We start from the raw sequence: 21,259 nt of genomic DNA, 5'->3' as shown, positions 1-21,259 counted from the left end.
ACACAACCTACCGATACCGATGGGGACGCCGCGGAGGACCTGCCCGACTATATCGATACCGATAGCGACAACGACGGTGTACTGGATGCCATAGAGGCCTGGGATACCGACGAGGATGGAATTGCCAACTATTCCTATGTTGGAATAGATAGCGATGGTGATGGTTTGGACGACGGATTTGACGATGTGGATACGACCGGCCTCCCCTCCGATGTAAATGATGCTGAAAACAATGGTGCTAACGACACGAGAAATAGCGATACCGTAGATGAACCCGACTTTAGGGATATAGACGATGATAATGATGGTGTAAACACCTTGTTTGAAGTCGATGCCAATTCGGATACCGTTGGTCCCGACGACACAGATAATGACACCATTCCTAATTACCTTGACGTGGACGACGACGGCGACGGCGTGGATACCGCCTTCGAAAACCCGAACCCCGATGGGGACGGAAACCCCAACACCGGGGACACACAGGATACCGATACCGATACCCTGCCCGATTACCTGGACGTGGACGATGACGGCGACGGCGTGGATACGGCGTTCGAGAACCCGGACCCCGATGGGGACGGCAATCCTGATACCGGGGCCACCCAGAACAGCGATACCGATACGACGCTGGATTACCTTGACGTGGACGACGATGGCGATGGCGTGGATACCGTATTCGAGAACCCGAATCCCGATGGGGACGGCAATCCGAACACCGGAGACACACAGGATACCGATACCGATACCCTGCCCGATTACCTGGACGTGGACGATGACGGTGACGGCGTGGATACGGCGTTCGAGAACCCGGACCCCGATGGGGACGGCAATCCCGATACCGGGGCCACCCAGAACAGCGATACCGATACGACGCTAGATTACCTTGATGTGGACGACGACGGCGATGGCGTGGATACCGCCTTCGAAAACCCGGACCCCGACGGGGACGGAAATCCCAACACCGGGGCCACCCAGAACAGCGATACCGACGCCCTACCCGATTACCTGGATGTAGACGATGACGGCGACGGTGTGGATACCGTATTCGAGAACCCGGACCCCGATGGGGACGGAAACCCCAACACCGGGGACACACAGAACAGCGATACCGACGCCCTACCCGATTACCTGGATGTAGACGATGACGGCGACGGCGTGGATACGGCGTTCGAGAACCCGGACCCCGATGCGGACGGTAACCCGAACACTGGGGATACACAGAACAGTGATACCGATAGCCTGCCCGATTATTTGGACGTGGACGATGACGGCGATGGCGTGGATACCGCTTTCGAGAACCCGGATCCCGATGGGGACGGTAACCCGAATACCGGGGCCACCCAGAACAGCGATACCGATTCGATTCCCGATTATCTTGATACCGATGACGACGGCGATGGTGTGGATACCGTCTTCGAAAACCCGGACCCCGACGGGGACGGAAATCCCAACACCGGGGACACACAGGATACCGATACCGATACCCTGCCCGATTACCTCGACGTGGACGACGACGGCGACGGCGTGGATACCGCGTTCGAGAACCCGGACCCAGACGGGGACGGCAATCCCGATACCGGGGACACCCAGGATACCGATACCGATACCCTGCCCGATTACCTGGACGTGGACGACGATGGCGACGGTGTGGATACCGCCTTCGAGAACCCGGACCCCGATGGGGACGGGAACCCGAACACCGGGAATACCCAGAACAGCGACACTGATATCCAACCCGATTACCTGGACGTGGACGATGACGGTGACGGCGTGGATACCGTATTCGAAAACCCGGACCCCGACGGGGACGGAAACCCGAATACCGGGGACACCCAGAACAGCGATACCGATTCGATTCCCGATTATCTTGATACCGATGACGACGGCGATGGTGTGGATACCGCTTTCGAAAGCCCGAATCCCGACGGGGACGGAAACCCGAACACCGGTAATCCACAGAACAGCGATACCGATACCATTCCTGATTACCTGGACGTGGACGATGACGGCGACGGCGTGGATACCGTATTCGAAAACCCGGACCCCGACGGGGACGGAAACCCGAACACCGGTGATACACAGGATACCGATAAAGATTCCTTATTCGATTATTTGGATACGGACGATGATAACGATACCATAGCCACCGCTACCGAACTGTTGGATGAGACCGATCCGCTAAATCCATGTGATTCCATTGGTGGTGCCCCACCGGAAGGCGTAGTTTGTGATACCGATGGAGATGGCATTCTGGATGATCAGGAAATCGTTGACGGTACAGATCCGTTGGATGACTGTGATTCCTTAAACGGTACCCCATTGGAAACAAGTGATTGTGATAACGACGGGCTTACCAATGCAGAAGAAGTTTCGCTAGGCACCGACCCAATTAATTCCGATTCGGACGCCGATGAAATACTGGATGGTCAGGAAGTCTTGGATAATACCGACCCATTGGATGACTGCGATTCTTTAAACGGGACTCCATTGGAAACAAGCGATTGTGACAGCGATGGGCTTACGAATGCCGAAGAAGCAGCGCTCGGAACAGACCCCGAAAATGAAGATTCGGATAACGATGGAATTATAGATGGTCAAGAGGTAGCGGACAATACCGACCCCTTGGATAGTTGTGATTCCAACGGTGGAACACCACCACTGGGAGTTGCCTGTGCGATTGCGGTAGAAAATGAAATGATTACCCCCGATGGCAACGGTACCAACGATATATTCAGGATTACAAATATTGAACAGTTCCCGGAAAACTCGGTAGAAATTTTTAACCGCTGGGGCGTAAAGGTGTTTGAAGCAAGAGGATATGACAATGCCCAAAATTCTTTTTCCGGTATTTCCAGGGGAAGGGCCACCATACAGCGGAACGAAGCGTTGCCTGTAGGGGTATACTTCTACATCATTAATTACAATGATGGCGGGAAGACCAAAACGATATCCGGATACCTTTACATCAATAGATAAAAACCAAAAATCAAATGAAACGAATACTGATATACGGTATCCTTACCCTGGGCGTCTTTCATACCGTTATGGCGCAACAAGACGCCCAGTACACGCAATACATGTATAATACCATCGTAGTCAATCCGGCCTATGCCGGTTCTAGGGGCGTTTTGAGTCTTGCGGGCCTATACCGTACCCAATGGATTGGCTTGGAAGGGGCCCCCAATACCTTTACGTTGAACCTCAACGCTCCGGTATCGCGGAGAATCGGCCTGGGACTATCCCTAGTGAACGATGAAATCGGTGAAGGAACCAATCAGGAAACCTATGTGGACGGCTCTTTTTCGTATTCCGTACCCACCTCGGAAAATGGAAAATTATCCTTTGGTCTAAAGGCCGGAGGTCATTTTTTGAATATTGATTTCTCCAAATTGGCAAACTACGGGGTAGAATCGAACCTGGCCAATATTGACAGAAAGTTTTCGCCGAATTTTGGGGCAGGAATATATTATCATACCCAAAAATTTTATGCGGGTCTTTCTGTTCCCAATTTTTTGGAAACACAACATTTTGACGAAACTGGGGAAGGCAATTCCTTTCTTGCAGAGGAACGGATCAACTGGTACCTGATTACGGGATACGTTTTTGATCTGAATCCCGATCTCAGGTTCAAACCAGCCCTATTGTTCAAGGCCGTAAGCGGGGCGCCCCTGCAAGCGGACGTATCGGCAAACTTTCTACTGAACCAAAAATTTACCTTGGGCGCAGCTTATCGTTGGGATGCCGCGATCAGTGGTCTAATGGGGTTCCAGATATCGGACCAGTTCATGTTGGGCCTGGCATACGACAAGGAAACGACCGCATTGGGAAATACCTCGTTCAATAATGGTTCTTTTGAAATTTTCTTGCGATACGAGCTAAGGGCCAAGTACAAGAGCATAATTACCCCCAGATTCTTTTAGCCTTGAACATGAAACCGAAATTTCGGTGCCAAAATACCCATGGCAATAGTTCCTAACGACCGTAATGGCCTTAGGTGTACGAAGCGCTTATATCTCATTTAGGAACGGAGGGCGATTAAAAAATACAATTCTGATAAGATAGCGAACCATTGTCGTAACTAGAGCCCGGTACCGAGGCCATCGATTTTTTTTTAACGCTCCAGCAAACGCTCTAGCATACCATCGATCTCTTTTTTGACCTGGAACGGACTGGATTGAAACATTTCCTTTAAATCCAGCTGTATTTTGTCGCTCACGGTATTCTTTTTTTGATCAACTACATCCCCTATTTTTTTGGTAAAGGAGGTATTGAACTTAAGATTGTTGCCATCCACTACCCCTTGGCTTACAAGTACCTTTGCCTTTTTCGGGCATCGGCAGGGATTGCTGGGATCGATGATTCCACAGCGTCCGGAGACATAGTTGAGCAACTCGGCTTTTGCCCGATGCAACTTCACCCTATAATTCCCTTTTGAGGTCCGGAAGAGTTCCGTCCCTAGCGCGTGGTCGGCCCCAAAGACTTCACCGATAATATAAACCAAACGCTGTTCCCTGTTCAGGCACATGAGCATTGCGGTAGCGCACAAAACACGTACCTCCTCCGTAATCGCCTCGGTAATTTTAGGGGAATCGGTATGCGCCGAAACAGTCGTCAAATGCTCCGTTTCGCGCACAAATCGTTTTTCCATTTTTCGCTGTGGAGCGTTTAAAAAATGGTTGACCGTTATCCGATATATCCACGTTTTGAAACGGCTTTTCCCTTGAAAAGTCCTTAATCCGGTCAACACCTTGATCAATACTTCCTGGGTAGCGTCCTTTGCATCTTCCGGGTCCAAAAACATGCGTAGCGAAATGTTGTAAATATAGTCCTGATATCGCCCAAGCAAGGTATTTAATGACCGCTTATCCCCGCTAATGGAGCGCTCCACCAATACGGCATCGTTACAACTATCGTCTTGTTCCGTTCGCATAGATGGGTCAGTTTTGATTATTTAACAATACCGGTGTAACAAAGTACAAATTATTGGTGACGTATTTTCTAAAATAGTCCCTGGCGTATTTTTGACTTTTCCAAAGTGTAATATGGACCTTGTTCCCCGAAGCGTCCAAGGCATTTGTAATACGCAACAATCCCTTAGGAGCATCATTGAACACTATTTTTGCCGCGGAAATAACGGTATAGTATTTCCCTTTCGTTTCTGTTATTTTTCGGAGCGTTCGCGTATTGATTACTCGGTAGTAGGTAATCTGTCCGGTTTGATCATACTTTTGCCGTATACGTTCATGCCAAGCGCTGTTAAACCATTTTTTTGCCGCGTTTTCATCTTTCCACAAATATATACCGCCAAAATGGCCGTGATCTTCTGTAAAAGCATACGATTTGAACAGTAGGCCATCGACCTTTTCAAATTCCGGTATACTTTCGATAAACTTTTTCACTACGTAGTTTTTCGGAGCGATCCATGGTTTTTTGATTCTGGTTACCGTAAGATATCGGTCAGGGGTATTATCGTATTCGGAATGTGCCGCAATTGGCGTTAGCTCGGGTACTTGCTGCGCCGTCATATAGGTTAATCCAAGAATCACCATAACAATTATGACAAGGGAAATACTTATCGCTTTTTTCATCTTCTGTTGTTTTTACCCTTTAGACCGGAAAAACCAGATGTGTTACAAAAGCATGTTTTTGGGAGTGTGGTACCCTTTTAGAACGAACTGCAAGTTTCAAACGTTTTTTTGAACCGACCCATAACTTTTTGACTTGTTCGAAAATAAAAATGTTAGCAAAGATGAGTTCACCTCGTTAGGTGGAAAACAAGGCTATGTAACCGAGGTGCCGCTAACCGTATAAAAAATGTAAGGCGTTTTTGCTCTTGGGACGTACACTTTCGCACTGGCCTTAAAAAGAGCATTTTTTCTCTCAAATAGCCGTAGCAACAAAAGTCAACCAACAAACAACAAGGGGCCAACCACTTACTCCGTTGCAAGTTGATTAAAGGTATCGATGACCACACGATAACTCCCATCTATTTGCCGTTTCCAAACATTTACATATTTAAAGGGTAATGCTACGATTTCTCCATCTTCGGAACGGATATAGGCCGAACCGGTTCCTGTTTCGTAAAGCAATGCCCTTGTACCTTCCAAGGTTTCCATATGTAGGTTAAGGTCGGTCATAAAATCGAAGGAGGCCTTCCAATATTGAAGGATGGCCTTTTGGCCATGTATCGCATTGGCATCATTGGGCAGGTAATGCGCTTTTTCATCATATAGGCCGGCCAACAACGAAATATCCTTTTGTTTAATAGCCTTCCCCAAAGTAGTACTTGCTTCTACAATAAGTGGTTTAAGGGAATTGGGGTCAAAATTGGAATGTTCATTTTCTTGGGCAAAACAACCAAAGGTCATTAAAAAAGCAATGATAATGTAAAATACCTTCATCATAATTATTTGTTTTTCCGAAAATAGGCAGGTCTATGGAAAAAGGATCACTGTCTCAATAAAAAGAAGTAGCACCTAATTATTTGAAACCTGTTTTTTGTTGCGATAGGCACTCGGGCTGCACGCCGCAAATTTTAAAAAGGAACGATAAAAGGTACTTTTGTTCGTAAAACCGGACTCCAAGGCAACCGCGAGGATTTTCAGATTCTTATGTTCTGGGTTTTCCAATATTTTTTTTGCGTGACCAATCCGTTTTTCATTCACAAAATCGTTGAAATTCGTTTTCATTTCGGCGGAAAGCACCTGCGAAATCCAATGTTTTTTCTCTGCAATACCGATACTCAAATCGTTCAATGATATCTGAGGATCAAGGATATTCCCAGGCTCTTCAAAAAAAACATTTATCTTATTTGTAATTCGTTGAATCGTCTCTTGATCTAGATAGGAACCGGCATATTTATTACGCAGCCGGGCGAATACGTGAGGTTTGTAATAAAGCACATAACCCACAAACAAGCTTAAAACGGCAGTCGACAAAAAGTAATATATGAAGTAAGTATAATTTACCATTACCGCCGTTAAGACCGTAACCAAGACCGCGGTAGTCAAATAGATCAACATGATCATAAAAAAATACTGTTTTTTTTCGGTCGGGAGATACCGTTTATGCCGTTCATAGAACCTTAAAATCAAAACGGCATATATGAAAACATGTATGGCTTTAAGGTAATTCAACGGTTTTACAATGGTTTCGTAAATGGACGCTACATAGGACAACCGCTCCGTTCCATGATAACGAAACAAATAGACCGTAAATCCGGTAAACACTATAAACGGAATAAAATGAAACCATTGGTTTTTAAGCGGGTGCTCGGGACCAAAACGGAACAGCCATAAATGAAACCATAACACCGGACCTGCCAAAAGGCAAATGGGATACAATAGCATATAGAACGCCGGATACCCTTGTAATAAGGGGCTGGTAACATATAAGAAGTCCAACGTTTCAAAAGCAAAGACCAAAACGAATACCCCAAGATATTGATAGGTCCTATTTTGAGCATTGAACAACAACCCCCCACTAATCAAAAGACTTAACAGTGCATAACATAAAAGTACATGTCTAGCAAATTCCATGAGCATTGGCCTTAGCGTGTTTTCAAAAACGATACCTAAATATAGACTATTCGTCGGACTGTGTACAAAGCCCCATCTACACTATAATCATAGTAAATTAACGCCACATATGTTGATTACTGCAGCGGATACGGTCAAATAGGGTACTTTGGTCCAACATGTGGCGATCACCACTAAATTCATGACCATTTCGCAAAATAAGGCGGAAACTTTACGATTCTCCTATGACGTAAATCCATAGCCTTTCCTCCTTTTATTACTGACCGACCCGTTGAAGTCTTATATAGTGAAGATTGGTCAACCCCGATCGCAAACCCGATTTAAAATTTCCAGTATTCCTTCTTGTTCCAAAATTTTCCTGCCAAGTTTCCGGTGCGCAACACCTTTTCGTAAGGCATAGGCATAGCTTTCCAAATCCTTCTCGTCACCAATACCAAGATGCCAGTATTGTATACCACGATTACTTTCTTGCAAATCGCCGGTCACTTCCACAATATGGCTCGAAACAAAAAACTTACTCTCCTTTATCTTTGTAAAGGCGGCCGATATCGCCGCGGTACCGTATCTGGCATCTGTTACATTGGTACCACGAAACATTTCATCGATGATCACAATAACACGTTGTAACTTTTCCAATCGTAGTGCCACGTACTTCATCCGCTGTATTTCCCCATAGTAATGGCTATACCCTAGATTTAAATTATCGGAAAGATTTATGGTGGTAATCAATCCATGAAAAGGCGTGAGCCGTATTTTTTTTGCCGGCACCGGAAATCCTAAGTGTGCAAGATAGACACAAAGCCCTATCGACTTTAAAAAAGTGGATTTCCCGGACATGTTCGGACCGGTCAAAAAACAACAGTTATCATCTTCCTTTAATTCGATACTATTTTTTACGGGGCTATCGACCAAAGGATGATAGAGGTCTTTTATGGATAAAAAAGTTCCGGATCTAACATTTTCAAATTCCGGCAGTGAAAACTCATTTTTCTGCATGGCCTTTACAAGGGAGAATAACACATCCAACTCGTAAATGGCTTCCATAAAATCTTTCAATTCGAGAATAGTACGGTCCCTAAAAAAATTATCCAGGCGATTGATAAAGCGGCCACTCCGCCTCCTTGTCTTTTTTTCGGGGATGACAAGTACTTCCTGCGGAATCGATAAGGCGTCCAATTTACTTTTGATACCGGTCAAAAGACTTGGTAATCGAGAAGCCTCATGGTACAGGAACGATTGTCGTAGGTAGCGATAAAGTTTTAAAATGGCATCGATTCCCTTTCCGATAAGGTAATAATCATTGGTAGCCTTAATTTTATTTTTTAGGGCGTCCTTAAAGGCATCGATAAAATGATCTTGCAGTGGTTTTTTATCCAGCCTTAGGTAATGTTCCACATAGGCTACGTCCTTTTGTAGGATTTCAAATTCCGGGGTCAAATCCATTAAATAGTCAAGCGCCCGCACCCTGTTGTCGATTGTGGTAAAATCGGAGCTCGGCGTGCTCATTTGTTTTCGAAGCAATACTTTACCACCGAAGGTATTGGTATAATTGTAGCAGTTAAATATGCATTCGTCCCTTTCGGAAAAAAGGTTTAAATCCTTCACCGTTTGTGCGTCTGTCTCGAATTTCATTTTTGACCGGGATTCCATACCTAAGATACTCGTTATACCCTGCAATTATTCTAAACTTTTTCATAAAGTAAATCAAAACGATTTCATAGCAGTCCACGGCTATCGATAAAAAAAACGTTTTAGAAAAATTGACTTTATTTTGGCTTTTCGCCCCTATAACCCCTTAAAAATCAACATTTATCCGATTTTCAAACATCCGAAGCCCTCTTTTTTTCGTTAATACCGGTATAATCGTATTGACTCCGAATGTTACCTGATGAAACGAAAAATACCCTCCCTATTTTTTGCACTGTTCCTATGGTATAGCTACGCACAGCAAATTTCCAATGGCTGGACCGTACTCGATCCCAACAAGGCCGATAAGATTATTTACGTAAGCGACAGCGATGGCACCAACAATGGCGTGGTATACTCCTTTCCCTCTCCCGTCATCGGAAGCGACCCAATGACACCCTCCGGCACTATCGCAGCATTCAAAACGATCGATCAGGCCATGGAGAACGTCGATGATGGCGAAGCGGCTTGGGTACTCTTTAAAAGGGGCGATGTCTTTCAGGGCGGTATTCCCCCGCAGTCAGGGGCGGTACAGGACCGTCCGTTTTTATATAGCAGCTACGGAACGGCGCAGGAACTTCCTCTTTTCTTGACCGGAGCGGAATCAGCGGTCAGTTTTTGTTGTACCGGTCTGTAACATTTCTGGGTCGTTGGCCTCTCTTTTTATGCATACCAGAGGCCCTGAAAATCCAGATTACCAAGGGGAGGCCGGTAGTAAGGGCATTTACATTGAAACCAATGACGGCGGCGTTATCAAAAATGTTCTTTTTGGAGGAGGTTACCTCCAATCGGGCAAAGCCGTTTGGGTCAGGTTTCCCAAATCTTCAAATGTTTTTTTACTCATATAATGCCGAACGGGATGGTACGCTCCCAAAAACCCGTTTCGGTCATTCCTACCGATGATGTTCCTATCGAAATCGCTTCCGCTCCAAGTCGTTTTTTTCCAAGGCAAATGCAGTTCGTCGGGCGTTTTGTCGAAGCTCCATTCCGGTCCCACGGAAACCCATCGCAGCGTAAAGGCCTGGGTACAGGTATTTCCATAGTCGACCCAGGTTACCCCATTTTCGGGAACAGCGTTTTTGGGACGGTCTTCCGGCCGGGAATACACGATAATGTAGTTTCTGTCATCGTCAAGAACCACCTCATCATCCATAATAGAAGTGTTTTCAAGACCGACAACTTTTGAAAAGGGGAAACTTGCATCATAACTCGTCAAGCTCCAGTAGCGGCATTGTGCAGGTTGGAGTTGGCCCGCCCCATCGCGGGTATCCGGAAAGGTCGGCATCTTCCCCGAAATCGCATAAACGTTCCCTTTTTTAATACTCATGCCATTGGTAAGATATCCATGGTAGTTGCAACCTGTAGCGTGTGGTTCCAAACTGGCGGGAGCGATCATATCAGCTCCTCGGCCGGTGATGCCCTTGTGCAGGTTGCGCACGTATTCCTTATCCGCTTCGGTATCCTTGTACAATGCCCTTGCCCCACCGGTCGCAATTTGAAGAAAAATACCGAACTGTTTGTCCCAACCGACGTCCTTTCCGTTATAGGCGGCAGGATCATTGTTTCCAATACTTCTATTGGCCATGGTCTTTTCGGAGGCCTCAATGAATCCTTCATAGTCGGCAATGACAGTAAATCGTTCGCCCGTTTTGAGTTGGAAGTACATCTTGGGCAATGCCACGCCCCCCGAGGGGAACTTATCGTGGTCTATACCGTAATACCGCACCCAAACATCCCCGAAGTCCCAAATGCCCCTCCCATGGCCACTTTTGGAATCTTCTCCCCATGGCCCCTGTACCTGAATCGCACTGCCATACCGCATATGGCCATCGCCCCGATAGGGCGGGGTATGCGAAGGGTCCAAGGCACTGGCATTTCCCATGGCCATCATATAGGTTACTTCATAGGAACGGTTTTTTGCCATTCGGTCCCCGTTGGGCGTAAAGGGATTTACGTGCCCCGGTTTGGGAACCATATCGCTATCCACAATGGCCACTTCCCCATTTCCCGCAAACTTGTCGTAACGGTATCCTTTTCCATCAAATGGCGGCGATGTTTGAATATTGAAGAAGCGACAATATGGAAACTCCCCTTCAATGACCATCTTCGCCCCAAATGGTGCATATATGATGGGAGCCAATAAATAGGTACAGTGCGGATCGGGAAAACTACCGTATAGTCTATTGAAATCGATATCATGTGCCTTTCTGGAGACCCATTGTGTTTCCGGGTCGATTTCCCCGTATGGAACAAGGCGAACGTTTTTAAAACGTTCGGTGTCATATCCTTTGGGCAATATGTTGTCCGGCAGTTCGGCGGGTACTTCCCCCCTTGCCCATTTTCTGATATACTCCTCCAAATTATCGGACAATTCCTGGGCACCTCTTTTAAGTTCCGTATCAGAACGAAAGGGGTACTCGGAAACTTTTGGCAAACAACCGATACAACAGGCACCTAAGAGCATCATGACGAGACCGCTATAGAGAGTACTAATGGGTAGTTTCATAGGGGTAAAAGGCTTAAATTCCATACGTTGATCAATGAGAGCATAACACCTGTCAATTTAAAAAAAATCATTTGCGCGATAAAATAAATTCCGTTCCAGAGCGGTTTTCCGCACTCAGACCTTCCCCATAAATGATAAATTCATTTTAGGACAACCGTATTCGTGCGCCTTCCGAGGGCGTACCCTGACCGTCGTCAAATGTTAGGATATCTCCTTCCAGCTCCCAAGTACCTTGAAACGAATCGGACGAACCGGTCGGACATACGATGTTATCGGGATCGGTACTAATATATAGGATCGTGCTTTCGGTAAAAACGTCCCCATTCGCCCTAAAATCATACGATAAAATTTTACAGTCCGCTTCGATCAGTGTGCCAATAATCGCTTCACTGACCAATAACTGTGGCGCCGAAACGGTATCGGAGACCTTAAACGCTGAAAGTTCCCATTGACCGACCAATGTCGGCGCTTCGTTATTTTCGGTAGCATCGTCCGAAGTACAGCCGTGTAAACATAAGACCATACCGGTCAAAAAGGCCAAAACCGATTTCATTTTATCCATATTCGATTTCTTGTTATATGATAGGTGCTTCATGATGTAAAATGTTGTTTTTCAATTTGCAGTCGTTTCAAGGATATGTATTTAACGGGCCATCTACATTCGATACTACGCTGTGACCGTTGCATGGAGACAAAACTCTTTCCGTATCCCGTTTGCCCGCACGGTACCGGTGCCATGGTTTTATCACAGGCACGGTCGAACGCGCTGCGGTCCAATTTTAGTCGATGTCGATATCCAGGGCATTTGGACGGTATCGCGCCGTAACGAGTCCTCCCGCTTCCGTGGCATCCATGGCATCCATGGCTTCGATACGTTCCAAGACCAATAGTCCCTTTTGTTCGTTTGCTATCTGGCCCAGAACGTCCGGCGTAAGCATTACCGAGGTGGCCCCCTCTGCGGTCTGGGAAAAAAGCTTGGTCTCCCCTAAGTTGGAGGGTACCACCGTAGCTACAACGGAAGACTGTCCGGTCCCCACCGCTTGGCCGTCCCACCGAATTTCGTGGGATTTTGACCTGTCGATAACAGTAGGCGTCCCTGCCGCAAAAGCTATCGGGACAATGGAAATATCGTTTTGAAAAACGTTACCGTTCAAATCGATATACTCGAACGTTCCGGTCTGCACAAAACCGGTCAGTTTTAGCTCGTAATATCCCAATGAGGTATAGGGTACCGCATCACCATTAAAGCTGATGGCAGCACCTTCGGCAAGTTCCAAGCGCGTACCATTATAGTTTCCCAGAGAAAAGGTAACATTGATAATGGTAAGGTCTTGGGCTTCGTCCCACAAGGCACCATAGGCCACATATATACGGTCCTGCGAAACATCGACAGTGCTTTCGGTCTCACAACCGAAACATAAAAAAATAAGACATATAAATGACAAATAGGGTAGGCGTTTGGTCTTCATCATTGGTTTGATTTTAAATTTCAATGATAACGTGAAAGGGGGTACCGTAAGTATTCCGTATCCGGGATATCCTATGAAATGAAACCTTTTTTGATATTTATCAAAAAAAACAGCGGAACAAGGAGCTGCCGGAAGAAAAATCTTCTAACGGAAACATCTATTTTAAGGGACTACGGTCGTTTTGCGCGTATTCTGCTCAGGGTTTCTTGGGACATGTTCAAATAGGATGCAATTTGTCCCGAAGTGGCCAGTTGAAGAAGATTGGGACGTTGCTCCACAAGCTTTTCATATCGCTTTTGCGCGGGCGTTATCTTTGAAAGCTCCCCAAGGCCGGCAATCTCCAAAAAATACTTTTCCAACATCAATCTCCCAAAATGATTGAATTCAGGATACGTTTTATACATGTACTGCAGGTCGGCATAGCTTAGGGCGTATATTTTACTATCCTTTAGGATCTCTATGTTCTCGCTACAAGGGGTCTGCGTCAAAAACGATATCATATGGGTAACAAAATCGTTATTGGTCCAAAAGAAGTTGGAAATCTTTTGGTCTTTTTTCCATTTGAACTGATGCGCAAAACCAAATTGCATGAAATAGATATGGGAACAAGTTTCACCTTCCTTTAGGAGATAGGCCCCCCGCTGTACGAATTTGGAACCGATCATCGATGTGAGCTCGCTTTCCGCGGCATCGCTAATGTTGCTTATACTTTTGATAATATCGATTACTACGGTGCTCATAACATAAATAGCTTGGTCCTATCAAATAAAATAAAGGTAAGGATTGACGGATTCCATTCCAAGGCACCCCACTGGGGATGGCCCGGTTTTTTGTTGACAAATGTCAAAAAAGAATGCTATTGGGTCCATCCGCACCCTCAATTCCCAATCGTTCTTTTACTGGAATCCAAGGTAGCTTAAAACCAGGTGTTCTCCCGGTTCTACAGTAGTATGGACATTGCCTTACGGTTATCGTGATCGCAGTTTCAGTGTGCTATAGGTTCCTGTTCAAAAACGATGGCATACCATTATCGGGGATACCCATTTCCCAATAAAAGGTGTGCTATTCCGCAGCGAATTGCCGTAACTTTACGGGCTACCGGGCCGATTGAAAAACACCAGAGGTACCGGCAAAAAAATATCAAAATTACATACCTAATTTAAAGGGTATGGCCAAACCACAACCAAACCGGTATGCTTTTAACGTGCGTTCTTTCAACCAACACCCGTAACGAATGAAACCACTTTAGCGCACATAATAATGTAAACCATAAAAAAATCCAAATGAATGGCGTCGTCCTCTTTAACATATTTTATTTTGCCTTACCCCTACTTATCGTAGGAGTATTGATAAAATATGTATTGAAATTGAATGTGAACATGTTATTGCCCTCCGCAATAATGTTGGTGGTTTTTATCCTCGTCACCAGCTGTTCCCCGTTTACTTCAAAACAATTTGAAACCGAACTGTACACCATATTTTGTATCGTTCAACTGGTAGCACTGGCGTTCGGTATCTTTTTGATGTCCCGACAAAGGGTTCCATGGAAGCACTTTTTTGTCTCTTTGTGCTTTCAGTTTTTTTATTGGATCTATCTGTTTTATTATGGCGGCCTGCAGTTTACACATAAATTTGATGTGTAAGCCTTCGTTCGGATGTTTTTTCATCTACGTTCATTCGTATAAGACGGCTCACCAGCGAACGAAAAATGATCATAGGGCAACATTAAACCAAAATGGCATCCGAAAATTTTTATTCGCGCAAGACGGGAAGCACCGGGGGCCAAGCGGTTAAAAATGACTAAAAAACATGCAAGATTATATTGATTTCGCAGCAAAGAACGGGGTGCTACTTTTAAAATCGGGAGCTTGTCAATTTTGCGGTGCGAATACAAAACGTGGCATCCATGAATGTTTGGAAATATTTAATTTCGGATTTGGCGAAATAGACTTTTCCAAGAAGGAAAACCACATGTATAAGTTTCTGATGGTGGATGCCCATACCTTACAACATCCCGAAATTCACGGCAGATGGAACAACCACTTTCATCTTTCCAGATTGCATTTAATACTGAAACATGACGTAAAATGGAGCTACCGGCATTCACCGATGCTCAGCAATTATTTGAAAGTTTATAAAATCGACAAGCAGAACGAATATTTAATCCCGCCGGAGGTATTGAAGCGAGGAACGATCACAACAACGGATATCCTTAAAAATACGAAAAACGCATCCGATCGTAAGGCCTTGATCTTTGAATGGGCAACAGAAGTACACCGAACATGGCATTCCTCCCACCATGTGGCCGAAACCATTGCCAAAGAATTCTTGAACAGAAATAAATCACTTAATGAACTCATTTAGACTTTTTTAATTGGCTAAAAAATTGCCCTTTACAGCCCTGTTTTTGTCTTTTTTTCCTCCCGTAGCCCTGCTATGAAACTAAACCACTATGGACTAAAGTACCATAGGTTTTTAAACCCAGCTAAAGTTAGCTGTTCGGAAGACTACTCCAGTATGAAAGCATCGGTATCGTTACCGGACTTACGATGATGCTCCAAATACTCGTCCACCATTTTATCCGTTATATTGCCCGTGCTCCAACAGCCGAATCCTATAGCCCAGAAATGCCGGCCCCAATATTTCTTCTTCAGTATCGGGAATTCCATTTGAAGTTTCCTGGAACTTCGACCCTTTAGCTTCTTGACAAGCGTACTGATATCCTGGGACGGGCGATACTCCAAATGCATGTGGACATGGTCCTTACTTACCACACCTTTCAAAATGTTGACCCCTTCCGCGTCACAGATCTCTATCAGGACCGTACGGCAACGCTTTTGCACATCTCCCACAAGGACAGAATATCGGTATTTCGTACTCCAGACTATATGCACCGAAAGACGAGAGACCGTATGTCCATTTACCCTTTGTTCCAACATAATAGCAAAAGTAGGTTTTTTTAGAAGCTAAAGCGAAATGCACTAAAGTGCATAGGTTGAACTATTGCTGTGACCACTCAAAAAAGTCTTCAACAGGCCTTAAAATGGATAATTTTCGCTTCAATCCAAAAAGTCTAAATGAGTTCAATAGCTAAAAGGTACCATCGAATACCATTTCTGATGTTAAAACATAACAACGGTACTGGACGGCAAGGATAACCACAGTTAAACCAGAAATGGTATTACTCCAAATTGGTGCTGATGCACATTACCGTATCGCCCACGTTGATCGGTGGGGTCGCGATCTTATAGAGGATAATACCGCCAGACGGTGCCCGATACTCGGCAATACGTTCACCGAACTCATCCGTGGTATACCCTACAACATCCCCCTGTTTGACGGCATCCCCGGCCTTATGGTCACTATAAAAAATTCCTTTTTCGTTGGACCTGATATAGGTTTGATGGTTGAGCCGTATCCGCTTCGGTTTTGGCATCGTCGGGGCATCGTACATCTCCATTTGGTGCAACATATTATATATGCCTTTTTTAATCAAAACTACCGCTTCTTCCTGTACGTTCCCCAATTTTCCACACTCGATGCTCAGGGCCGTTTTTCCATCTTGCACGGCCTGTTTGAACACATATTTTGCGGGGTCGTCATCTTTTAGGGTATAGGGATAGGAAACGATATATTCAAATCCACTGGCCTGGGCAAGTAGCTCGGCCATTTGGGTCCTTTCGGGGCGGTTCTTGTTATTATAGTAACATACAAAGGGTAGCAGGTCCTCATTGGCGTCGCCACCATGAACATCCAAAAAAACATCACTTTCCGGAATAACTTTTTTAGTGATCAGATGTGCCAAACGCTGGGTAATGGTCCCTACCGAATCCCCAGGAAATGCACCATTTAAATTGGTACCATCTTGTGGGTTGATAAAGGGCGTTCTGGTATAAAACGAGGCGGTATTCGCAATAGGAACACATAAAATCGTCCCGGAGAGTGCTTCTGGCTTAATTTCCCGCATCAATTCTTGTACGGCAACGATTGGGGGGTATTCAAACCCGTGCACACCGGCTACTACCGTAAATACCGGACCATCGGTTTTTCCTTTTATGATGGCCACCGGCAAATGCCCTTTGTTTCCCTGACCATCTTGAACATGCCAGCGAAGCGTTTCTTTTAAAGGCCCGGTGGTGTTCGCGAGGACCTTTTTTATGCTTTTTTGCGCTCCGCCTACGTGGACCGAGCAAAGCATTAAACCGATAAAAAAAAGTTTGTGCATGACTAAAAATAAGAAATGACCGGTAAAAAAGAAGCTGCTACATAAAACGTAACAACACCAACGCCATGAGACCCTCCCAAGGCGTAAAGGCGTCCTTCACAATTCAACATAACCAATCGCTCACCCATCGCCCTTTAGGCTTTGGTTTTCGTGAACGCAACATTCGTTTGGGCACCTACAATACTTGCGATTGTAAAGGTGTAACACGATCAGGGCGATACTCGGAAAATAAAAAAATGCTTCGGCTACGGGAAACAACTCCAACTTTTCGTTTACGACCAGCACCGCCAATAATGCCCAAGAAATCCAAAGCGCATATTTCATCCAGTATTTTGATGTATTTCGTACGGACCAAAAAACCGCCAAAAATGACAGGACTATAAAAAGCACATCGATACATCCCCACCAAAAAGGATGTGCATGATGCCCGTGAACATGCCCGGGATGTGCAGCAAATAAAAAAGGCGTCGCCACACAATGTGCAAGGCACAACCCACTGGTAAAACTGCCCCATATATTGGGGTGATCGGTCAATGTAATACTGGCTTTCATAGCGTTTTGTAAGTTATTTTAAAAAGGATACTACCTATTGTTCCAGGGTGACGGTACGGGTTACTTGATTAAACGGGCCGGCGATCAAATTACCCTGATTATCGACCAGTTCCAGTTGCAGCGTCACTTCTCCCATAGGAAGACCTTTAATAAGATATGGCGCCCATTCCGAAATCATGAATGTTTTACCGTTAATGGTGGCCCGCACTTTGTTTCCATCCTCCGAGAGCACGGTATTGAGTACAAAAAAGTCCAACAACAGGTTTTCGGTGTCCTTTCCGGAATAGGTTCCCTTGGGACGGCTGTAAATAAGCGTCGGCGCTTTCATATCCAACCCCAATGAGTCCTTCGGGTTCTCCCCTACTTCCAGTTTGCGAACGACCACCGAGTTTTTATTTTTAACCGATTCGTGATACGATCGGCTTAAAAAAGCCACCAAATGGTGTACTCCGTCCGGAAGTTCTTTCTTGAATTGGGGTTCATAATGGGCGGAATAGGGTTGATTGTCCAGAATAAAGTGAATGTGCTGCCCCTTTCCCGAATTGGCCAGCATTTCGGCGTTGGGACCTTTGGTCTGCGCCTTCAGTTCATAATTGTTCACCTGAAAAACGAAATCGGCATCGCTCCCTTTTGCAATGGTACCCGTACCCGGCGATTGCAGTTCCAAAGCGGCCGCTTCATATGAAGGGGAGCCTTCCAACTTGATCAATTCCAAGGGCGTTTCGGCGTTTTCACTGGAAACGGTAACGGCTTCTTCCGTTGTATCGCCTTCCAACTTTTCTTTTTTCTGCGGTTTGCACGCGGTGATACCTATTAGGGTCACGACCAGTAAAATACTTGAATAGGATGTTCTCATTTCTTTTGTTTTAAATGAACTCAGTTAGACTTTTTATATAGATTTTCCAAATTCCATATCGATTCCATACCGGTATCGATAATGGTAATGTTACCCAATCGGGTACTCCCGGAATGGTGTGTGTTCAGCCCGCACCGTATACGATCGATACGACTGTAGGCAATAGTGTCGGAAGGAGTAAGGTTGATGGATACGTCGCCGCTGGCAATGGTAAGGGTGTTCTCATCTTTTGCTATCAGCTGGCATCCCAACTGCCGCATCTCTTGGACAATTCTATCGTAGTCCCGGGAGGTGCAGCTCATATCAATGGTCTTTATACCTTCAAAAAGCTGTCCCTCGTCATACGATTCCTTCAAAAATTCCTTCCGGGAATACTCTCGATGTTCCTTTTGATGCAGACTGTCCAAAAAAGCGGGATTATAAAAGGCGTACCAGGTATGTAGGGCGGTCCCCAAACTTGGGGAATAAAAGGCTTTGAACCAAGTGGTCCGTTCGTTTCGGAAAGGCATGTCCACCGTTTCGAAGGCACTTAAATACGGTGTTCCGGTCTGTTTCAATTTCGGACTTACCCCCAAATGAAAGTGCTCGCCCTTATTATGGAGCGCAAAACCGATACCACTCTTCCCCACAGGTTCATTGTAACTGTTATTGGGGCCCAACAGTTCTATAAAATGTTTATGCCCCCTTAAATAACAGGTGGTGGTACTATCGTCCACTGCCTCAAAATTGGGAAGTCCCTTATCGATGGAAGCATAGGTTTCCTTAAAAAAGTCATGCGTTGTCATTTGTGCGTAAGTAGCACTGTCCAACACCACATACAAGTGGTCGAACAGTACTTGGGATACATCGTGCCCGAAAACCTGATCGATCTTCTCCCGATCAATGATCGAGGCATCATATCCTTTTTTCGGCTGCTCTTGACAAGAAACCAACAAAAACAGTGCGGCTAAAAATTTAAGTACGGGCGTTTTCATATTGAAACTGTTTTACCGATTAATAATGTTATCCCATTTTAACGTTGAAATGGTATAGCCTTTCCGCATAAGCCTTTCGGTACCGAAGGGCACCCGCCCAACGGTTCAATACCATCTTTTAAAAACGACCGCACAACCGAGCATTACGATAAAAGCGGCGCTTAGCAATGGCCACAGATACCGTATCGGGTTTTCCCCTTCAGTGTTCTGGGACCAATATTTTGGCGTGAATTTTGTCCAATCCACACGGTCACCGGATACTTCCTTGAATACCATGGGATAAAAAAACAACCTCAGTTCTTCATGGAAGGCATTGGTCGCCTCCAAAAAATCGAGCTGCTCCCCAAGGCCGGTTCCGGCAAGTCCATTGAATGCCAATTGGAGGTGCATGTTCGGCAAAAACGCGGAAACCCGTTTGCTCACGCTCTCCCGTTTCCGGATTTTTTGCCATAAGGCTTCGGTGTCCTTTCGGGCATCGTCATCGCCCATTTGTTGCATGGCATAGTACCACGTCCAATTGAAGCCTTCCGTCGGATATCCAAAAGTTTCAAATTGCGGATAATGCCCATAGAACTTTTTTATGGTCTCCGTTTTGTCCATATCCCACTTGGTATGGTACCCGTCGCGTTGGCTGATCATGGTGGTCAATGCTTCGGGAATGGGGTATCGGTTGGTTATATACGCGTTGATGCCCGCTGGCAAGAGCATGAGCAGTCCCAACCATGTAGACAACAGCAACAGCGCATTGAAATGGGATCCCTTGTTGAACGCGATCACAAAAAAACAGACCCCGAACCAAAAAGCGATATAAACTATCGATAGCAGTACCACCATCATAAAATTAACATCCAAAGGAATGGACAGTGCTATTTTGGCGGCGATAAGCAATATTCCCAACACCGCATATACCAATACCGCCCTCACGGACAGCTTGGTCAAAAGATATTTTCGTTTTGAGGGAGCCTGCACCGCTACCAGTCGCCAAGTTCCGGTCTCCGTTTCTTCGGACAGCAAATTGAACGTAAAAACGATGACCAACAACGGAAAAAGATAGATCAGGACGAAGGAGAGGTCCAGGTTTCCCGATTGTAAATTCATGGGGTTGACCAGATCGGTGTCATAACGTTGTCCCTCCAGGTTTTTGATCGTGATCCGCTGTATAATCGGGTTGATATCGCTTTGGCCGACGGAAAGCCCCGCTAGACTGGCCGGACTGTTTACGAAAGCAAATTTTAGGTAATACATCAAAAGCCCCAAATCGTCCTTGTGCAGTTCCACATTTCGTTCGATATGTTGTTTTTGGTAGCGTTCCACCTCATCGATAGCGGCATTCTTTTGATCCAGAAACTGATGCCCAATACCAATGCTTATTCCCCCCAACAAAAGCGTTAACAACAAACCGGCACGTACTGCCTTTGATCTTAAAAACTGTAAAAAAAGAAGTCTGTACATG

Annotated in this window: 20 protein-coding genes; 5 read left to right on the top strand and 15 right to left on the bottom strand. The window is 45.5% G+C overall.

Annotated elements, in window-relative coordinates:
* Both ACRD7P_RS15345 and ACRD7P_RS15340 read left to right on the top strand, forming a co-directional pair.
* A partial coding sequence (locus ACRD7P_RS15345) for a gliding motility-associated C-terminal domain-containing protein (protein ID WP_430908519.1) occupies positions 1-2,976 on the top strand: 2,976 nt, incomplete at its 5' end.
* 14 nt (positions 2,977-2,990) lie between these two features.
* Complete coding sequence (locus ACRD7P_RS15340; protein ID WP_430908518.1) at positions 2,991-3,920, top strand: PorP/SprF family type IX secretion system membrane protein; 930 nt, start codon at positions 2,991-2,993, stop codon at positions 3,918-3,920.
* Between the two features lie 191 nt (positions 3,921-4,111).
* On the opposite strand, the gene ACRD7P_RS15335 is transcribed toward ACRD7P_RS15340, so the two are convergent.
* The 5 genes from ACRD7P_RS15335 to ACRD7P_RS15315 form a co-directional block, all read right to left on the bottom strand.
* Positions 4,112-4,930: an RNA polymerase sigma factor gene (locus ACRD7P_RS15335; protein WP_430908517.1), complete on the bottom strand. Its 819-nt coding sequence runs from the start codon at positions 4,928-4,930 to the stop codon at positions 4,112-4,114.
* 7 nt (positions 4,931-4,937) lie between these two features.
* Complete coding sequence (locus ACRD7P_RS15330) at positions 4,938-5,588, bottom strand: YdhR family protein (RefSeq protein WP_430908516.1); 651 nt, start codon at positions 5,586-5,588, stop codon at positions 4,938-4,940.
* 345 nt (positions 5,589-5,933) lie between these two features.
* The gene (locus ACRD7P_RS15325) at positions 5,934-6,404 is read right to left on the bottom strand and encodes a YybH family protein (protein WP_430908515.1); all 471 of its coding nucleotides are present in this window, start codon (positions 6,402-6,404) and stop codon (positions 5,934-5,936) included.
* Between the two features lie 72 nt (positions 6,405-6,476).
* Positions 6,477-7,538, bottom strand: a complete 1,062-nt coding sequence (locus ACRD7P_RS15320) for a helix-turn-helix domain-containing protein (protein WP_430908514.1) — start codon at positions 7,536-7,538, stop codon at positions 6,477-6,479.
* Between the two features lie 297 nt (positions 7,539-7,835).
* A complete protein-coding gene (locus tag ACRD7P_RS15315) occupies positions 7,836-9,170 on the bottom strand; it encodes a MutS-related protein (RefSeq protein WP_430908513.1) in 1,335 nt (444 codons plus the stop codon).
* A gap of 256 nt (positions 9,171-9,426) precedes the next feature.
* Between ACRD7P_RS15315 and ACRD7P_RS15310 the strand changes: the two genes are divergently transcribed.
* A complete protein-coding gene (locus ACRD7P_RS15310; RefSeq protein ID WP_430908512.1) occupies positions 9,427-9,861 on the top strand; it encodes a hypothetical protein in 435 nt (144 codons plus the stop codon).
* Positions 9,862-10,002: 141 nt separating this feature from the next.
* Here ACRD7P_RS15310 and ACRD7P_RS15305 read toward each other — a convergent pair whose 3' ends face one another.
* The 4 genes from ACRD7P_RS15305 to ACRD7P_RS15290 form a co-directional block, all read right to left on the bottom strand.
* Positions 10,003-11,730, bottom strand: coding sequence for a hypothetical protein (locus tag ACRD7P_RS15305; RefSeq protein ID WP_430908511.1), 1,728 nt, complete (start codon positions 11,728-11,730; stop codon positions 10,003-10,005).
* A 145-nt stretch (positions 11,731-11,875) separates the two neighbouring features.
* A complete protein-coding gene (locus tag ACRD7P_RS15300; protein WP_430908510.1) occupies positions 11,876-12,325 on the bottom strand; it encodes a lipocalin family protein in 450 nt (149 codons plus the stop codon).
* 184 nt (positions 12,326-12,509) lie between these two features.
* Positions 12,510-13,202, bottom strand: a complete 693-nt coding sequence (locus tag ACRD7P_RS15295) for a hypothetical protein (protein ID WP_430908509.1) — start codon at positions 13,200-13,202, stop codon at positions 12,510-12,512.
* 167 nt (positions 13,203-13,369) lie between these two features.
* Positions 13,370-13,939, bottom strand: a complete 570-nt coding sequence (locus ACRD7P_RS15290; protein ID WP_430908508.1) for a Crp/Fnr family transcriptional regulator — start codon at positions 13,937-13,939, stop codon at positions 13,370-13,372.
* A 543-nt stretch (positions 13,940-14,482) separates the two neighbouring features.
* Here ACRD7P_RS15290 and ACRD7P_RS15285 point away from each other — a divergent pair.
* Together ACRD7P_RS15285 and ACRD7P_RS15280 are read left to right on the top strand one after the other, a co-directional pair.
* Positions 14,483-14,842, top strand: a complete 360-nt coding sequence (locus ACRD7P_RS15285) for a hypothetical protein (RefSeq protein WP_430908507.1) — start codon at positions 14,483-14,485, stop codon at positions 14,840-14,842.
* A 166-nt stretch (positions 14,843-15,008) separates the two neighbouring features.
* Positions 15,009-15,563 carry a DUF5946 family protein gene (locus ACRD7P_RS15280; RefSeq protein WP_430908506.1) on the top strand — a complete coding sequence of 185 codons (555 nt, stop codon included), beginning with the start codon at positions 15,009-15,011 and terminating at the stop codon, positions 15,561-15,563.
* Positions 15,564-15,706: 143 nt separating this feature from the next.
* On the opposite strand, the gene tnpA is transcribed toward ACRD7P_RS15280, so the two are convergent.
* The 6 genes from tnpA to ACRD7P_RS15250 all read right to left on the bottom strand — a co-directional run bounded on the left by tnpA (position 15,707) and on the right by ACRD7P_RS15250 (position 21,258).
* Positions 15,707-16,138: an IS200/IS605 family transposase gene (gene tnpA / locus ACRD7P_RS15275; protein WP_430908505.1), complete on the bottom strand. Its 432-nt coding sequence runs from the start codon at positions 16,136-16,138 to the stop codon at positions 15,707-15,709.
* A 242-nt stretch (positions 16,139-16,380) separates the two neighbouring features.
* On the bottom strand, positions 16,381-17,424 hold the full coding sequence (locus ACRD7P_RS15270) for a succinylglutamate desuccinylase/aspartoacylase family protein (RefSeq protein ID WP_430908504.1): 1,044 nt from the start codon (positions 17,422-17,424) through the stop codon (positions 16,381-16,383).
* Between the two features lie 120 nt (positions 17,425-17,544).
* Positions 17,545-17,976, bottom strand: a complete 432-nt coding sequence (locus tag ACRD7P_RS15265) for a MerC domain-containing protein (protein ID WP_430908503.1) — start codon at positions 17,974-17,976, stop codon at positions 17,545-17,547.
* A gap of 34 nt (positions 17,977-18,010) precedes the next feature.
* On the bottom strand, positions 18,011-18,832 hold the full coding sequence (locus tag ACRD7P_RS15260; protein WP_430908502.1) for a hypothetical protein: 822 nt from the start codon (positions 18,830-18,832) through the stop codon (positions 18,011-18,013).
* Positions 18,833-18,852: 20 nt separating this feature from the next.
* A complete protein-coding gene (locus ACRD7P_RS15255; protein WP_430908501.1) occupies positions 18,853-19,806 on the bottom strand; it encodes a DUF5829 family protein in 954 nt (317 codons plus the stop codon).
* A 105-nt stretch (positions 19,807-19,911) separates the two neighbouring features.
* Complete coding sequence (locus ACRD7P_RS15250; protein WP_430908500.1) at positions 19,912-21,258, bottom strand: DUF3526 domain-containing protein; 1,347 nt, start codon at positions 21,256-21,258, stop codon at positions 19,912-19,914.
* Position 21,259: the final 1 nt, after the last annotated feature.

This window comes from Maribacter sp. 2-571, from assembly GCF_050589625.1.
Classification (GTDB): Bacteria; Bacteroidota; Bacteroidia; order Flavobacteriales; family Flavobacteriaceae; genus Pelagihabitans.
The sequence above is the reverse complement of the archived record's forward strand: the minus strand, read 5'-3'. Positions and strand labels throughout refer to the sequence as shown.

Coding starts and splice junctions, on each gene's coding strand:
- ACRD7P_RS15340 (WP_430908518.1), top strand. CDS start 2,991: ATGAAACGAATACTGATATACGGTATCCTTACCCTGGGCGTCTTTCAT.
- ACRD7P_RS15335 (WP_430908517.1), bottom strand. CDS start 4,930: ATGCGAACGGAACAAGACGATAGTTGTAACGATGCCGTATTGGTGGAG.
- ACRD7P_RS15330 (WP_430908516.1), bottom strand. CDS start 5,588: ATGAAAAAAGCGATAAGTATTTCCCTTGTCATAATTGTTATGGTGATT.
- ACRD7P_RS15325 (WP_430908515.1), bottom strand. CDS start 6,404: ATGATGAAGGTATTTTACATTATCATTGCTTTTTTAATGACCTTTGGT.
- ACRD7P_RS15320 (WP_430908514.1), bottom strand. CDS start 7,538: ATGGAATTTGCTAGACATGTACTTTTATGTTATGCACTGTTAAGTCTT.
- ACRD7P_RS15315 (WP_430908513.1), bottom strand. CDS start 9,170: ATGAAATTCGAGACAGACGCACAAACGGTGAAGGATTTAAACCTTTTT.
- ACRD7P_RS15310 (WP_430908512.1), top strand. CDS start 9,427: ATGAAACGAAAAATACCCTCCCTATTTTTTGCACTGTTCCTATGGTAT.
- ACRD7P_RS15305 (WP_430908511.1), bottom strand. CDS start 11,730: ATGAAACTACCCATTAGTACTCTCTATAGCGGTCTCGTCATGATGCTC.
- ACRD7P_RS15300 (WP_430908510.1), bottom strand. CDS start 12,325: ATGAAGCACCTATCATATAACAAGAAATCGAATATGGATAAAATGAAA.
- ACRD7P_RS15295 (WP_430908509.1), bottom strand. CDS start 13,202: ATGATGAAGACCAAACGCCTACCCTATTTGTCATTTATATGTCTTATT.
- ACRD7P_RS15290 (WP_430908508.1), bottom strand. CDS start 13,939: ATGAGCACCGTAGTAATCGATATTATCAAAAGTATAAGCAACATTAGC.
- ACRD7P_RS15285 (WP_430908507.1), top strand. CDS start 14,483: ATGAATGGCGTCGTCCTCTTTAACATATTTTATTTTGCCTTACCCCTA.
- ACRD7P_RS15280 (WP_430908506.1), top strand. CDS start 15,009: ATGCAAGATTATATTGATTTCGCAGCAAAGAACGGGGTGCTACTTTTA.
- tnpA (WP_430908505.1), bottom strand. CDS start 16,138: ATGTTGGAACAAAGGGTAAATGGACATACGGTCTCTCGTCTTTCGGTG.
- ACRD7P_RS15270 (WP_430908504.1), bottom strand. CDS start 17,424: ATGCACAAACTTTTTTTTATCGGTTTAATGCTTTGCTCGGTCCACGTA.
- ACRD7P_RS15265 (WP_430908503.1), bottom strand. CDS start 17,976: ATGAAAGCCAGTATTACATTGACCGATCACCCCAATATATGGGGCAGT.
- ACRD7P_RS15260 (WP_430908502.1), bottom strand. CDS start 18,832: ATGAGAACATCCTATTCAAGTATTTTACTGGTCGTGACCCTAATAGGT.
- ACRD7P_RS15255 (WP_430908501.1), bottom strand. CDS start 19,806: ATGAAAACGCCCGTACTTAAATTTTTAGCCGCACTGTTTTTGTTGGTT.
- ACRD7P_RS15250 (WP_430908500.1), bottom strand. CDS start 21,258: ATGTACAGACTTCTTTTTTTACAGTTTTTAAGATCAAAGGCAGTACGT.